General features: G+C 49.3%; 17 protein-coding genes. 9 read left to right on the top strand and 8 right to left on the bottom strand.

What is annotated here, in order from left to right; genetic code table 11:
- Positions 1 to 13 precede the first annotated feature (13 nt).
- Positions 14 to 880 (bottom strand): NADP-dependent oxidoreductase, encoded by an 867-nt coding sequence (locus EIP93_RS16020; protein ID WP_241229558.1) that lies wholly within the window; start codon positions 878 to 880, stop codon positions 14 to 16.
- Between the two features lie 174 nt (positions 881 to 1,054).
- On the opposite strand from EIP93_RS16020, the gene EIP93_RS16015 reads away from it, so the two are divergent.
- Positions 1,055 to 1,657 carry a TetR/AcrR family transcriptional regulator gene (locus EIP93_RS16015; protein ID WP_103941405.1) on the top strand — a complete coding sequence of 201 codons (603 nt, stop codon included), beginning with the start codon at positions 1,055 to 1,057 and terminating at the stop codon, positions 1,655 to 1,657.
- A 91-nt stretch (positions 1,658 to 1,748) separates the two neighbouring features.
- Here the strand turns inward: EIP93_RS16015 and EIP93_RS16010 are convergent, their stop codons facing one another.
- Together EIP93_RS16010 and EIP93_RS16005 are read right to left on the bottom strand one after the other, a co-directional pair.
- Entirely contained in the window at positions 1,749 to 2,087 is a 339-nt protein-coding gene (locus EIP93_RS16010; protein WP_010279998.1) for an addiction module antidote protein, read from the bottom strand.
- A gap of 4 nt (positions 2,088 to 2,091) precedes the next feature.
- A complete protein-coding gene (locus EIP93_RS16005; protein ID WP_164498029.1) occupies positions 2,092 to 2,418 on the bottom strand; it encodes a type II toxin-antitoxin system RelE/ParE family toxin in 327 nt (108 codons plus the stop codon).
- Positions 2,419 to 2,887: 469 nt separating this feature from the next.
- Here EIP93_RS16005 and EIP93_RS16000 point away from each other — a divergent pair, with 469 nt between their 5' ends.
- The gene (locus tag EIP93_RS16000) at positions 2,888 to 3,466 is read left to right on the top strand and encodes a hypothetical protein (protein WP_103183417.1); all 579 of its coding nucleotides are present in this window, start codon (positions 2,888 to 2,890) and stop codon (positions 3,464 to 3,466) included.
- A gap of 585 nt (positions 3,467 to 4,051) precedes the next feature.
- Complete coding sequence (locus EIP93_RS15990) at positions 4,052 to 4,267, top strand: helix-turn-helix domain-containing protein (RefSeq protein ID WP_010279992.1); 216 nt, start codon at positions 4,052 to 4,054, stop codon at positions 4,265 to 4,267.
- Positions 4,268 to 4,481: 214 nt separating this feature from the next.
- On the opposite strand, the gene EIP93_RS15985 is transcribed toward EIP93_RS15990, so the two are convergent.
- From EIP93_RS15985 to EIP93_RS15975, 3 genes are all read right to left on the bottom strand, one after another.
- Positions 4,482 to 4,799 carry a helix-turn-helix domain-containing protein gene (locus tag EIP93_RS15985; protein ID WP_125232964.1) on the bottom strand — a complete coding sequence of 106 codons (318 nt, stop codon included), beginning with the start codon at positions 4,797 to 4,799 and terminating at the stop codon, positions 4,482 to 4,484.
- Position 4,800: 1 nt separating this feature from the next.
- On the bottom strand, positions 4,801 to 5,145 hold the full coding sequence (locus tag EIP93_RS15980) for a type II toxin-antitoxin system RelE/ParE family toxin (protein ID WP_103940843.1): 345 nt from the start codon (positions 5,143 to 5,145) through the stop codon (positions 4,801 to 4,803).
- 231 nt (positions 5,146 to 5,376) lie between these two features.
- On the bottom strand, positions 5,377 to 6,405 hold the full coding sequence (locus tag EIP93_RS15975) for a GlxA family transcriptional regulator (protein ID WP_107333256.1): 1,029 nt from the start codon (positions 6,403 to 6,405) through the stop codon (positions 5,377 to 5,379).
- A 167-nt stretch (positions 6,406 to 6,572) separates the two neighbouring features.
- Here EIP93_RS15975 and EIP93_RS15970 point away from each other — a divergent pair, with 167 nt between their 5' ends.
- The 3 genes from EIP93_RS15970 to EIP93_RS15960 are packed head-to-tail and all read left to right on the top strand — an operon-like array spanning position 6,573 to position 8,349.
- The gene (locus EIP93_RS15970; protein WP_125232963.1) at positions 6,573 to 7,346 is read left to right on the top strand and encodes an alpha/beta fold hydrolase; all 774 of its coding nucleotides are present in this window, start codon (positions 6,573 to 6,575) and stop codon (positions 7,344 to 7,346) included.
- A 34-nt stretch (positions 7,347 to 7,380) separates the two neighbouring features.
- Positions 7,381 to 8,001, top strand: coding sequence for an FMN-dependent NADH-azoreductase (locus EIP93_RS15965; RefSeq protein WP_103940849.1), 621 nt, complete (start codon positions 7,381 to 7,383; stop codon positions 7,999 to 8,001).
- Between the two features lie 39 nt (positions 8,002 to 8,040).
- A complete protein-coding gene (locus tag EIP93_RS15960; RefSeq protein WP_103940851.1) occupies positions 8,041 to 8,349 on the top strand; it encodes a YciI family protein in 309 nt (102 codons plus the stop codon).
- A 109-nt stretch (positions 8,350 to 8,458) separates the two neighbouring features.
- Here EIP93_RS15960 and EIP93_RS15955 read toward each other — a convergent pair whose 3' ends face one another.
- Positions 8,459 to 9,589, bottom strand: a complete 1,131-nt coding sequence (locus tag EIP93_RS15955) for a linear amide C-N hydrolase (protein ID WP_103971620.1) — start codon at positions 9,587 to 9,589, stop codon at positions 8,459 to 8,461.
- 409 nt (positions 9,590 to 9,998) lie between these two features.
- On the opposite strand from EIP93_RS15955, the gene EIP93_RS15950 reads away from it, so the two are divergent.
- Positions 9,999 to 10,772, top strand: coding sequence for a DUF3750 domain-containing protein (locus EIP93_RS15950; RefSeq protein ID WP_103940855.1), 774 nt, complete (start codon positions 9,999 to 10,001; stop codon positions 10,770 to 10,772).
- A gap of 16 nt (positions 10,773 to 10,788) precedes the next feature.
- On the opposite strand, the gene EIP93_RS15945 is transcribed toward EIP93_RS15950, so the two are convergent.
- Positions 10,789 to 11,760: a LysR family transcriptional regulator gene (locus EIP93_RS15945; protein ID WP_241229557.1), complete on the bottom strand. Its 972-nt coding sequence runs from the start codon at positions 11,758 to 11,760 to the stop codon at positions 10,789 to 10,791.
- A 144-nt stretch (positions 11,761 to 11,904) separates the two neighbouring features.
- On the opposite strand from EIP93_RS15945, the gene EIP93_RS15940 reads away from it, so the two are divergent.
- Complete coding sequence (locus EIP93_RS15940) at positions 11,905 to 12,291, top strand: VOC family protein (protein WP_010305519.1); 387 nt, start codon at positions 11,905 to 11,907, stop codon at positions 12,289 to 12,291.
- Positions 12,292 to 12,364: 73 nt separating this feature from the next.
- The gene (locus tag EIP93_RS15935; protein WP_164496800.1) at positions 12,365 to 13,132 is read left to right on the top strand and encodes a sulfite exporter TauE/SafE family protein; all 768 of its coding nucleotides are present in this window, start codon (positions 12,365 to 12,367) and stop codon (positions 13,130 to 13,132) included.
- Positions 13,133 to 13,174: the final 42 nt, after the last annotated feature.

Here is a 13,174-nt window from a genome sequence, read left to right as displayed (position 1 = left end):
GCGTTGGTGAGTTTCATTGTGAAAGAATGACGGTTTTGCCACGTGCGTGACCGTAGATCTGGTGATCCCACGCTTCCTCAAAGCGATCGAAGGGAACTGCATGGTCAATGATCACTTTCAAATTTCGGTTAGCGATCGTTGTGACGAGATCGTCTAAGCGAGTGGCGAAGGGCTTGGCGTAAAAGATACTGGCTGTTACCCCGTGTGCCCGTGCCTCTTCCTCGTTGGGCGGCATGACAGTGGAAACAAGACGGCCTCCCGTGCGGAGGACTTTGTAGGATCGGCTTTGGGTCTCGCCGCCTACGAGGTCGAGAACCATATCGACATTTGTTGCTAGGCTAGTGAAGTCCTGCGATCGATAATCAATGACCTCGTCTGCTCCCAGACCTAGAGCAAGAGTAAGGCCACTGCCAGACGCGGTCGCAATGACGTGCGTCCCAGCCATGTGGGCGAACTGAACAGCAAAGCTGCCAACGCCGCCTGCGGCCGCATGAATCAGTACCGTCTCACGAGCTTTCAGCTTGCCACAGGAGAATAGGGCATGCCATGCGGTTATCCCAGCAGTCGGAATCGCGCTGCCCTGCGCGGCTGAAAGGCTTTCGGGCAACTGCACGCATGCGTGGGCGGGTGCAACCGCAAAATCTGCAAGGCCACCTCCTGATCCGGCATCAACCCAGGCAATCACCCTGTCGCCGATGTTCCATTTTGTAACACTCGCACCAACGCGCTCAATCGTCCCTGCGAAATCTGTACCGAGTGTGATGGGCATGGTGATGTCGAAGAACTGGCGGGCGACCCCTGATGCTACGAGTGCATCAAGAGGGTTAAGGGCTGTTGCCTCCACACGCACGAGCACGTCGTTTTGACCGATATCAGGCATGGGGATGTCCTCTCTGCGAGGCGTTTCTGTGAAATTGTGAATGCGTATGGCTCTCATATGCGATTTCCAAAGTTGGGAAAATGAGGTATCGATGATATATTTATGCACCGAGTGCAAATTAAAATATTGCACTTGGTGCAAATATTCAAGCCCCAAATTTGCGAGAGCCCTGCCATGGAATATGAGTTGAAAAACAAAGACGGCGTTCGCGAAAAGAAGCGCCGCGAGATGCACCACCGCATCACTGAAGTAGGCCTGAAGTTGTTTGCAGAGAACGGCTATGAGGCCACGACACTCGATGCGATTGCTGAAGCGTCAGGCATCGCCCGACGAACCTTCTTTCACTACTTCCGCTCTAAGGAAGAAATCATTTTGGCTTGGCAAAATGCGCTACCGGGTGAACTACATGCCCAGATACTGAAGAAGGGTGTGGCTGCATCGCCAATCGCGACTATCCAAGCGGCGCTGGTTACTCAGACGGTAAATATGCGTCCGGATGTCGCGGTATTGATTGGCAGAATTGTGCAGTCGACTGAACAGCTCCAATTGGGTAATCAGGCTAAATTCCTGCGAATGGAGCAAGCCGCCTACGAGGCTCTGTGCGAGCTTTGGCCAGATGTTGCGAGACGATTCGGCCTACGCCTTGCAGCAATGATTGGTGTCGGTGCAATGCGGCTTTCGATCGACGCATGGGTTGCTGAAGGATGTCAGAGGTCACTAGTTGAGCACCTTGAGGCGAATTTTGCTTGTCTTAAATCCGAACTGAGCGCTTGCTGAGTGATAGGATAGCTCAGAGCAAAAAGCCTATTAAACCCGCGTAACTGCGGGTTTTTTTACGTCTTTTTGGGCTCTTGAGCTACTGATATTTTTAGTTATTGTGAGTATGGGGAATAAGCCGAACGCCTGCGGCTCTGGTGATTTCTGTAAGTGTAGTTAGCGTTGGATTACCATTTTCAGACAATGTTCTGTATAGCTGTTGGCGAGACAGTCCCGATTTTTTGGCTATTTCGCCCACTCCGCCACGCGCTTCAACAACACGGCGTAATGCTGTCAGGAATGCAGCGATGCCACCTTCCTCATAAATATCCTCTAGTGCCGTCTGGAGGTATATTTCTGCGTATTCAGGATTTTCTCGTAGTTCTGCAACCATTGCATCATCGTGGCTAATGGCTTTTTCGAATTTAGTTGATTGAGTGATGATTGCCATGATGTTACCTCTTTTGATAATCCCGCCAGTATTGCACCGCTTTATCTAAATCCTTGCTTTGGCTTGATTTATCGCCACCGGTGAAGAGCAAAATCATCTTATCGCCTTCTATCGCGTAATACACTCGATAGCCTGGACCATAATCAACTCTGAGCTCCCAGACACCGTCTCTTTCAAATTTATGGTCGCCGAAATTTCCCTTTTCTGCGCGATCTATTCGGATATCTACTTTTGAAGCAGCGCGAGGATCTTTCTTGCGCAGTTTCTGTATCCATTCAGTGTAAGGGACTTTACCGTCACTGCTTTGGTAACGTTTTACTGTATACAAGATAGCGTCCTCGCAAGTCCTTAGTCCTTTAATATTTGTAACTTAAAAACGACAACCTTGCAAGGATGCCTTCGAGCGTATTGGTACATCAGGCTTTGGAACTAAGTTTTTTATTTACGGATGGAGGAGGTTTCGTGCGTGATAGATAATGAATTTATCTGTTGTAACGGTGTCAAGCCCAACTTAGGGCGCTCAGTCGCCGTTGCCCTGAGAACCCAGGCTGTTGGCAGAAATTATGTTGCTGCGTGGTTCCTTCGGTGTTCATTCCTGTTTTTCGAGCCGTGAGTGACGCGTTCTCGACGCGGCACTCACTTTCACAGCATTCATGCGGCTCACTCGGCGGTCTTGCTCACCTCAGCATAATTTTGATGCTGAGGAAGGAAAAAGGTAAAAGCATTTTATAATTAATAATTCTGGTGTAATAATCGGGGGGCTGGGAGTTTGTATTGATTTATTCTAAAAGGATGGTTATATGGGGCTTCTTGTTACATATAGTAAAGAGATTTTTTCTATATTGGTCGTTTTTCTGACGTGGGGTTTGAATAGTTATTTAAAAGGAAAGGCTAAGCTATCCTTTGGAGATCTTCATGAGTTCACTTTTCTATTAAATGAACCACTGTATGACGAAAGTAATAATCTTGTAAAAGAAAAACAGTTGGTTTTTACACGTTCTCTTTTTTTAGTTAATGATGGTCGTGAAAGTGCAACGGATGTTAGTGTTATTTTTAATTATAAACCTAGGTTTTTGAATATATGGCCTATCCATCATTACGATGAATTCATTGAAAAAGATAATCGATATATAATGGTTTTTAAAAGCTTATCTCCCAAGGACTCTATCAGGATAGAGTTGTTTTCAATAAATGACAATCCTCCTGATGTTCTATTTGTGAGGTCTAAGGAGTGTGTGGCTAATAAAGTTATAATTGTTCCTCAGAGATATGTTAGTCCATTGATTACTAGGTTTTTTATATTTCTATCTCTTATGGGAATAGGTGCGTCTACCTACATTATTATAGTTTTACTACAATGGCTGGTTGGGATGGGATGATTTATTAAAAGGATGGTTTTTTAATTTTAATCGGTTTTTTAAAATCCAATTAAATTGAATGAGATGCCTAGTGGATTTTTAAATTCAGAGTGAAGTAAATATATATTTTTCCCTCTCGGCGTAAAAAATTGCGCTGAGGCGATCGTGGCCGCTGGATGAGCGGCATGGACGCCGCGAAAGTCAGTGCCGCGTCTGACAAAAACGTCGAGACGTTTTTGAACAGCACTTGTGCTGGCCCGAAGGGCGAGCCCCATTTATGGGGCGAGTAAACGCGTCACTGGCGGTCCGAGTAGCGGTCACGAACGCCGAAGGTATAGCGTAGCGACGCAATTAGCGCCAAAAAGCCAGTGGTCAAGGCGCTGCGGCGATTGAGCGCTGTCGGGTGCGTGATGAAATAACAGAGAAATACGGCGGTTAGCACGCACGAAACTTTTGTATCTACTCGCATAAATAGATAGTCAGAATCATAACACTCGTCTAACACCTTAAAGATGTGACTCATCGTCCGTGGCCTTACTCATCACAAAAAGCGATCCTACCCACACGGAAATCAAAAAGGGTTTTTGATAGGTGGAGGAAAATGGAATGAATCACACTGACTGGCACCCGGCGGATATCATCGCGGGATTACGGAAGAAAGGGACGACGCTGGCGGCGGTTTCCAGAGCGGCGGGGTTGGCGTCATCTACGCTGGCGAATGCGCTCACCAGACACTGGCCGAAAGGCGAACGCTTGATTGCCGAAGCGATGGGGAAAAGGCCGGAAGAGATTTGGCCGTCGCGTTATTCAGGCGTGAAATGAGGGCAGGGAGTAGGGTAGAAAAAGGTGAAAGCGCTATTCCTCGATGTAATGCTGTTCACTTAAACATGGATTTAGGGGGAAACACGGTGATGAGGTTCCCGTAGGGATACCTCGCACCGTGGTAGCCCCCGGTATCTCGATCCTTAAACGATCGGCATTACATTCATGGATGGCGCTTTTTCATGTAAACCGTAAATCTTATCGTGCAATGAAATCATGCAAACACGACTTTAACGCTACCCGGTGTGCGGCGTGGCTTCCCTACAACGATCTGTATATCGCGCCCCAGCTTTGTAAGGCATTCCAGCATTTTGGTTTCGCTGATTCCCCTGAATTGGCCACGCAATAGGTTGGATAGCTTTGGTTGGGGCATGCCCAATAGCTTCGCTGCTTCTGCCTGTGTGAGACGGCGGCTTTTGATGATTGAGCTAATCAGGGTAGCAAGCTGCGCTTTAACCAACATACCTTCAGCATGCAAGTTACCAAGGTCGGCGTATACATTACCGCTGCTGACTTCAATATCCTGGCTCATATTATGCTCCTTTTGCATGATTCTCTGCGGTTTTAAGGCGTTCACGAATGGTGTTCATATCGGGTTTCTGTGTTGCAATTCCAGATGACGATTTTTTCTGAAAAGCATGTAGAACGTATACTGCTTCTCCAAATTTGACGGTGTAGACTGCGCGATAAGTATCGCCGATATAATCCTCAACGACTTCTAATACGCCCGCACCACCAAAACCTTTCAGCGGCTTAGCTTGAGTGTGTTTACCACCAGTTTGAGCCAGATGAAGTGCATAACCGAACACATCCTGCACATCTGCAGGTAGCGACTGGAGATCCTTTTTGCTACTGCCAACCCAGTAGAGTGATTTCATTAGCGCGATCCATGCGTTTATATCTATATGGGTATAATTTAGCATAAGAAATGAACGATGCCTAGCTGCGGTAAGATTGAAATGAGAGCAGGGATCAGAGGACATAAATGAGAAAGCGCCAGAGTTTACTGACGCTTTGTTTGTGTAAGCCGTAACGCTATCGCGTGCCCAGTTTAGTCCGGTATCTCGTCATGTTGGTTGGTATAACCGATGTTGGCAAATGCCATCGCCTTAATCATCATCCTCATGATCCAGCGCGAGCTGCTGATTATTCCTCAACAGCGCCCATTTCCTGAACTGGGTCGGCGTCATCTCCATTTGCTGGGAAAAGGCGCGTCGGAAGGCGGTGTCTTCACTGTAGCCACATTCGGCGGCGACCTGCTTGATATGGGTCATCGGGTTTTCAAGCAGTCGACAGGCCATTTCGATCCTGACGCGGGTAATAAAGTTTTTCGGGCTTTCCGCTGTGAGATCTTTGAGCTTGCGGTGAAGCGTTCGGTCACTGAAATTCAGGGCGCTTGCTAATTCTTCCGCGGTAATTGATGGGTTCTCATAGCGGATGAGCTGTTCGGCACGCAGCAGCAAAGGATGTACGGTATTAATGAACCCCTGCGGAGCATAAATACGTTGAGAAAGGGGCTGGCTATCTGCTACTGCGATATCTGCCGCTAATTTTGCGAGCTTATGTCCGCCACTGCGGCGAATAATATGCAGGGCAAGTTCGACCCAGGACAGCGGCCCACCGGTGGTAATGATGCCATCTTGTTCTTCCAGCGCTTTGCCCCACACCGGCTTTGCCTTCGGGTATTTCTGCTTGAACGTGTGGTAGAGCCACCATGTCGTGGTGCAAAACCGCCCATCCAGCAGCCCGGCCTCGGCCAGAATAAATCCCCCCGCACAGGCACCGCCTATCAGTGAGCCCTGTCGATATTGTTCCCTGAGCCACAGCGCGGATTCATTAACGGATGACATCGACATCGGTAATTTATCGGGCCCGAGCATCATTCCTGTTGCCAGCACGACATCCGATTTGCCCACTGCGTCAAACGAACTGTCTACGTGAATCAGCCTGCCCTGAGCATCACGCACGGGCTTGCCGTCTGCACTGACGATGGATGTTTCAAAAGACAGCGGCGAGTCGGTAGATGCGATGCTATCAGGCTGTGTTATGAGCGTCTGATTAACCATCCAGAAGATATCGGAAAGCCCAGATATGGCCGACTGCATACTGCCCGGCAGCGCCAGAATAGAGATGTGCATAGTGATTTTGCCTGCCAGACAACATTTGGCGAATTTTGCATGAACTATGTCAAGTTTGCCACCTTACCGCAAGCATCAACTACGATTAACATTCAACCATTCGCTACCCCTGATGAAACGCATCGGGGGGAAACCGGCAGCCGTATCACCCTTCCAGAGGAAAGCGTATGACGCATCACCGCATTAAATGGCTCGGCCATCTGGCTATCGCGTTAGGTCTGGTGCTGTCTGCCAGCGTTCACAATGTTGCGGAGGCGGCAAAAATTAACAATATCGTCTTGGTCCACGGTGCCTTTACCGATGGCTCCAGCTGGTCTGCCGTCACAGCGCGACTACAGGAAATGGGATACCACGTGACGGCGGTGCAAAACCCGCTAACTTCCTTAGCGGATGACGTTGAAGCGACGGAGCGCGTGCTGCAAAGGCAGCAGGGCGATGTGCTGCTGGTGGGGCATTCATGGGCGGGGGCCGTCGTGACGCAGGCTGGCAATGCTCCTAACGTACGCGGCATCGTCTATTTGTCGGCGCTGGTGCCAGACAGTGGGGAATCCGTCTCTGATTTATTGCAACGCCTGAAAGCGCCGATGGCAGGCATGGCCCCTGATGCCAATGGGTTAATTTGGCTGGATAACCCCGAACAGTACCGTGAGGTGATGGCGGGTGATGTTCCCCTAAAGAAAGCGCAGGCACTGGCTGCGGTGCAACAACCGATTGCGGCAAAAGCCTTTGGCGACCGTGTTCAGCAGGCGGCGTGGAAAAATAAACCGACCTGGTATTTGTTGACGGGGAAGGACAAGGCATTAAATCCATCGATTCAGAAAGACATCGCGAGCCATATCGGCGCAAAAACACAGTCTATTTCGTCCAGCCATATGTCTCTGGTGTCACACCCGGAAGCTGTCGCGGATTTTATTGATAGCGCAGCTAAAGCAGTTAAATAAGTGAGCGTTGAAACTCAATGTAGGAGAAGTCATTGTGAACATTTTACATATAGACTCCAGTATTCTTGAGAGCGGTTCCGTTTCCCGACAGATTTCTGCTGACGTTGTGGAACAGTTAGTCAAACAGCATCCGAATGCCGTCGTTGCTTATCGGGATGTGGTTAAAGATGAAATACGCCACTTAACCGGGCCGATTGCGGCGGGTTTCCGCCAAATAGCGTCTTCTTCAGCGGATGAGGCAACGCTGCGGGAACACCAACTCTCTGAAGCATTGGTGGCGGAATTTCTGGCCAATGACGTTATCGTCATTGGCGCGCCGATGTATAACTTTTCTGTCTCTAGCCAATTGAAATCGTGGCTGGACCGTCTTGCGCAGGCAGGAAAGACCTTTAAATATACGGAAAAAGGCCCAGTAGGTTTATCTGGGGGAAGAACGGTTATTGTGGTTTCCTCCCGTGGTGGTTTTTATACTACGCCGCCTTTTTTAGATATGGATTTTCAGGAACGTTATCTTCAGGGATTTTTCCGGTTTCTTGGTATTACCGATATTCATTTCGTCCGTGCGGAAGGCGCTTCAAAAGGGGATGAAATTAAGCATCGTGAAATCCAAAATGCGCAGTCCTCTATCCATTCTGTGGTTACATCCATAGCGTAAATAAGATATAGCCGTTCAATAATCATTGAGGTAGCAATCATGCTCTATGCCATTACGCTGTATTACACCAGCCCGAAAGATGAACTTGAAAAGAGTATTGACGCCCACAAAAAATGGCTGGCGGATTATATTAAAAAAGGAAATATTATTTTTGCTGGCCCGTTGGAGGATGGAACAGGTGGGTTTATTTTAGCCTACGGGTTAGAACTTTCTGATATGGAAGATATTCTGGCCGACGATCCCTTTGTCAATCTGGGATTAGTCAACACAGAGATAAAGGAAATTGAACCTGGAATTTGTTCGAGCCATTTCTATGCTGAATGGGCAGGGAATGCGAAGGCATTGTAACTAGTCTGTAGATATCCTGATTTATTGTAATTGCGCGAAAACGCCATGCGAACATGGCGCTTTAACATCATCGTGAAATAAACAGAATATCGGGAAATAACTTCCCAGTTTATAGCCCCGCGAATTTAAACGGCGTAGCCGGCTTAAAGTGTTCTGAAGCCTGACCAGAATAAATGGTACTTTGATTTTGTCCCAAATCTAGCTTGGCTGCGTTACCTCCACGCGGAGCAAAATCGATCTTTTTCAGATCAACCCAAAAAATATTGGGGGATACGGCAGACTCAAAAAAGTATTGTAGCGATTTATGATCGACAACGGTACGCCAGCGCGTTGAGGCAATATTTGGCATGCCCGGTAAGGAATAACCATAAGGGACCGACACATTACGTATGATACTAAATGCGGTAGCTAAGTCCGCTTTATCTTTTTCTATTTTACTTTTTTCTGCCACCCCAGGAATGAGTTTATTGGGGGCAACATTTTTCACATAGAATGAGGCGCGAACAAATCGATCGGCGGCGCGGTTCGTTCCCGGCAGCATCACATTGCCACCGATCTGATCCCAATAGGCATTCAGCGCCAACTGCTGATCGAAAGCGGGGGAATTGGTCATTACCTGATAATTTTTATTATGGTGAATAACCTGTTTGCCATCGATATATTCAATAATTGCACTGTCGCCAGACGAATCAGATAACGAGAGGTGCAGCGTGGCCAGCCGATTCTGTCCCGGTACATCTTTGGTAACCAGTATAAATTTTTCCTGTTGTAGCGATTGCACGGCTTCATCGACGGTAGCAAAATTATCCAGCACGTATTGCGCCCACGCGGCAACACTTAATCCCGGTTTTTTCGCTGTCGGCTTGATTTTAGGGTATTCAGACTCAGCCAGCCAGAGCACGTTAGCTGCCAACCCTTTTTCATTTACTCCATCGGTTGTGGAAGCCATTTTTTCGGTGCCATCAAAAGCAGAGGCAATAACGCTGCCGTATTTTGATGTCCACTCCAGAGAATACTGGCCCGCGGCGCCAGAGCGCTTTAATTCTCGTGGGAAAATCCAGAGATTAGTATCGGTATCGTCGGCCCAGTCCATCGAACGGGCGGTAACGGGGTAATCAGGGTTCTGTGGATCCATATAAACGAACCGCGTACAGGCGAGTGAAACCGCTGAACCTAGCGTTAATGCGGCTAATGACAATGCGCATACCGTAGACTTAAGGTGCTTATTATTTCTTATCATTTAATTTCTCCATGTTTATTCTCAGAGGTGAGTCGTTTACTAATCTTACCGATGATTATAGTCAGGGATTTATTTATGGCAGGAAGGTGTTATAAAAATAAATATAACAATGCGTGCTGATTAGTTTATTTCTCATTATTCAATTAGAATGTATTTTTTGATGGTTTGTTTATTTTAGGTTTATTTTCAATAGATCCTCGAATTAAAACGAACGTTGCATAAAACGCTTTGAGACGGTTGTCGTTGTACCCACATAACGTAAAAATAGGTCAATGTTTCACCTGGTGCTTTAACCTAACTACCAACTGGCAGTAAACTGGCGAAATGATTTTTTGAGCGATTTTCACTGTGGGCACTCGCTCACATGCGTATCGATTCCGTTCCATCTTTTTAGTGAGCTATCTGGCCTATGACGTACCTCAAATTTTTGGGGATTGGGTTTATTTGTATGCTGTTGCTGTCTTTTTGGCAAAGCTGGGCGCAATCAACGCGTAACGGCGAAACGTTTAATGGGCAAAGCTGGTGGTCTGCCAAACGTGATTCTTCCGGCTTGGCGCCGAACCCTGTGCAGTTTCGCCAGACTGCCATCGTGCAGGTTTATGCTGCGCCGACGTACGGCTGGCGTGGGCTGGTGGCGGTACACCCGTGGATCATTTTCAAGAAAGCAGGGGAAACCCAATATCGCCGCTATGAGGTCGTGAGCTGGGGGAGCGATAACGTCGTCCGTCTTAACCGTTCGGTGGCCGATGCGTATTGGTACGGTGCGAAACCGAAGCTCTTGGTAGAGCACCGTGGCGACAAGGCGGAAGTGATGATCCCACAGATTGAAGCTGCGATAAAAAGCTATCCGTGGCCGAATACTTACCACGCCTGGCCGGGACCGAACAGTAATACGTTTCTGGCGCACATTGGCCGCGAAGTGCCCGCGCTCAAGCTGGATATGCCCGCTAATGCCATTGGCAAAGATTACCGCCCGATCACGCGCCCAGTGGGGCTGTCGCCATCGGGAAGCGGCGTGCAGATCTCGCTGCTGGGCGTGCTGGGTATAACTATGGGCATTGAAGAGGGAATTGAGGCCAACATTCTGGGGCTGAACATGGGCGTGGATATGAACCCGCCCGCGCTGCGTTTACCCTTTGTTGGCCGCCTAGGCTATGAAAAAACGGGTAGCGAAGAAGGCTAAGGCCCGCGCTTCACTTTTATGTGCCGCATTGCCGCAGATGTGTCAGCAGATTGGCGACTTCAGGTTGCAATGTCGCGCCGGATTTCACGCCCAGCCAGAGCTGGCGTGAGGCCCACTCGTCAGTGAGACTGATGGCGCGTAACCCGGTGCCGAGCACCCCTGGGCGAATGGCCCCTTCCGGCAAGACGCTGATCCCCAGTCCCGCTTCGATCATGCGACAAATGCCGTCAAAGCTGCTGACCTGCACCCGCAGGCGCAGCACTCTCCCCAGCTCATCTGAGGCATCTTTCAGTTGTTTCAGCAACGAGCTGCCGTTGTTGAGGCCGACATAGTCGTAGCCCAGCGTGTCGTTAAAGCTGACTTCTGGCCTTGCGGAAAGCGGGTGCTGTGGCGGAACGAGTACGACAAGCTTGTCCTGACGATAAGGAATCTTTTCGACCCCCTGCGAGCCGACATTGTCAGCGAAGATGCCGATATCGGCTTCTCCCATCGCGAGCGCCGTCACCACGGTCTTACTGAGCTTTTCCTCCAGGTTAATACGAATGAGCGGACGGGCCAGAAGGAATGACGCCAGATCCTGCGGAAGAAACTGAATAATCGCGGAGGTGTTCGCCCACATGTGTACGTGGCCGCGCACGCCAACGGCGTAGTCGTTCATTTCACTCGCCATGCGCTCCACGTTGCTCAACACATTGCGCGCGTGATTCACCAACTCCTTTCCTGCCGGGGTTAACGTCAGGCCGCGCGGCATTCTAATAAACAGCGCACAGTCCACGGTGGGCTCCAGTTCGGCGATACGCTTGCTCAGGGCTGAAAGCGTAATGTGGAACTTTTCTGCGGCTTTGGTCAGGCTACCGGTTTGGGCAACCTGCAAAAAGATGCGGAGCGACTGGAGGTCAAAGTGCGTCGGGTTAATCATGGCGTATCGAGAGTCCTCAGCAGAGCTGGAAAACAGCACAAGCGCTGGCAGTTTGATTCCGCGCAGCATGTTGGCACATGTCTTATGTCAGGCTGTAATTTAGCACAGCGGATGGTTTTCCTGACAGGAAAGGGTCATTGAGTATTCAGGGATTATCAAAAGACCGCGTTACTCCTAGGATGTGAGAAATATCGTTCAGGATAGGACTTATCAATGTCACTTATCGATCATGTCGATCACCTTGTATTGACCTGCGTTGATTTTGCGGCGACCCGACATTTTTATGTTGATGTGTTGCAAATGCGGGAGGAAACGTTTGCAAATGGGCGCGTTGCTTTTCATTTTGGTCATCAAAAAATCAATGTGCACCTGCGCGGTGCCGAACATGAACCGAAAGCGCATCTGCCCGTTCCGGGATCGCTCGACCTGTGCTTTATTGCGTCGGTGCCGCTGGAACAGGTTATGGATCATCTGGCGCGCTGCCGCTGGCCAATTAGCGAAGGACCGGTGATGCGAACCGGTGCAACGCAGCCAATCCGTTCTCTCTATCTGCGCGATCCCGATCTGAATTTGATCGAAATCGCGGAATATTTACCCTAAAGCCATTGTCTGTCTAACGGCCTGAAACGCGGTTCTCCAGATAGTCTTGTGATATATAGGTCATGCATTTTTTATGTTTAGCTTAATGATGTTCAGCGATATGTTGTTGTGTTTGCTTTTGGGGATTGGACTGGGATTTTGTGGAGGAATGCTGGGAATTGGCGGTGGGCTGATCGCGATTCCGATTCTGGGCGTGCTCTTCGGGATGGATCAACATATGGCACAGGGAACCGCGCTGGTGATGATTACGCCTAACGTGCTGATTGGTTTTCTACGCTATCGCCAGCGTAACCGCATTGATACGCGGGTGGCGCTGACCATGTGTGCTTTCGCGACGGGGTCTGCTTACCTTGCGGCTCACATCGCTTCATCGATTGATGTTCACAATCTCCAGCGCGCCTTTGCCACTTTCCTGCTGGTGTTGGCGGCGTTCTATATGTGGCAGTGGTATAACAAGAAGCGCAGCCAAACGTCGGAAGTTGTGCTGTCGACCAAATACCTGCCGCTGCTTGGGGTAGCGAGCGGGTTTATGTCCGGTATTTTTACCGTCGGCGGCGGTCTGGTTGTGGTGCCAGTGCTGGTTACGCTGTTTGCCTTTGCGCAAACGCAGGCGCAGGGCATGGCGTTGATACTTGTTGTGCCGGGCGCACTGGCGGCGCTGCTATCCTACTCGCAGGCGGGTAACGTTGACTGGGGTATTGGTTTACCGCTGGCGTTGGGCGGGATCTTTAGTGTTTCCTGGGGCGTGGCTTTAGCACACAAGCTGCCAGTTGTTTACCTGCGTGGGGCGTTTTGTCTGATGCTGATCGGCGTGGGAATCACTATGCTGGTGCTGAAATAACTGGGTGGTACGTCCTACTTATCGCTTTTAATTCCTACCTAT

The sequence above is a fragment of the Pectobacterium versatile genome (genome assembly GCF_003932035.1).
In the GTDB taxonomy this organism is placed as follows: Bacteria; Pseudomonadota; Gammaproteobacteria; order Enterobacterales; family Enterobacteriaceae; genus Pectobacterium; species Pectobacterium versatile.
Note: the sequence above shows the minus strand (reverse complement) of the source record. Positions and strands in the feature narration are given on the sequence as shown.

What these genes read in the sequence shown, in the direction of transcription:
- EIP93_RS15950 (WP_103940855.1), top strand. Translation starts at nt 9,999, where the DNA reads ATGACGTACCTCAAATTTTTGGGGATTGGGTTTATTTGTATGCTGTTG.
- EIP93_RS15990 (WP_010279992.1), top strand. Translation starts at nt 4,052, where the DNA reads ATGAATCACACTGACTGGCACCCGGCGGATATCATCGCGGGATTACGG.
- EIP93_RS15935 (WP_164496800.1), top strand. Translation starts at nt 12,365, where the DNA reads ATGTTTAGCTTAATGATGTTCAGCGATATGTTGTTGTGTTTGCTTTTG.
- EIP93_RS15940 (WP_010305519.1), top strand. Translation starts at nt 11,905, where the DNA reads ATGTCACTTATCGATCATGTCGATCACCTTGTATTGACCTGCGTTGAT.
- EIP93_RS16020 (WP_241229558.1), bottom strand. Translation starts at nt 880, where the DNA reads ATGCCTGATATCGGTCAAAACGACGTGCTCGTGCGTGTGGAGGCAACA.
- EIP93_RS16015 (WP_103941405.1), top strand. Translation starts at nt 1,055, where the DNA reads ATGGAATATGAGTTGAAAAACAAAGACGGCGTTCGCGAAAAGAAGCGC.
- EIP93_RS15975 (WP_107333256.1), bottom strand. Translation starts at nt 6,405, where the DNA reads ATGCACATCTCTATTCTGGCGCTGCCGGGCAGTATGCAGTCGGCCATA.
- EIP93_RS16000 (WP_103183417.1), top strand. Translation starts at nt 2,888, where the DNA reads ATGGGGCTTCTTGTTACATATAGTAAAGAGATTTTTTCTATATTGGTC.
- EIP93_RS15945 (WP_241229557.1), bottom strand. Translation starts at nt 11,760, where the DNA reads ATGCTGCGCGGAATCAAACTGCCAGCGCTTGTGCTGTTTTCCAGCTCT.
- EIP93_RS15955 (WP_103971620.1), bottom strand. Translation starts at nt 9,589, where the DNA reads ATGATAAGAAATAATAAGCACCTTAAGTCTACGGTATGCGCATTGTCA.
- EIP93_RS15985 (WP_125232964.1), bottom strand. Translation starts at nt 4,799, where the DNA reads ATGAGCCAGGATATTGAAGTCAGCAGCGGTAATGTATACGCCGACCTT.
- EIP93_RS15970 (WP_125232963.1), top strand. Translation starts at nt 6,573, where the DNA reads ATGACGCATCACCGCATTAAATGGCTCGGCCATCTGGCTATCGCGTTA.
- EIP93_RS15980 (WP_103940843.1), bottom strand. Translation starts at nt 5,145, where the DNA reads ATGAAATCACTCTACTGGGTTGGCAGTAGCAAAAAGGATCTCCAGTCG.
- EIP93_RS15960 (WP_103940851.1), top strand. Translation starts at nt 8,041, where the DNA reads ATGCTCTATGCCATTACGCTGTATTACACCAGCCCGAAAGATGAACTT.
- EIP93_RS16010 (WP_010279998.1), bottom strand. Translation starts at nt 2,087, where the DNA reads ATGGCAATCATCACTCAATCAACTAAATTCGAAAAAGCCATTAGCCAC.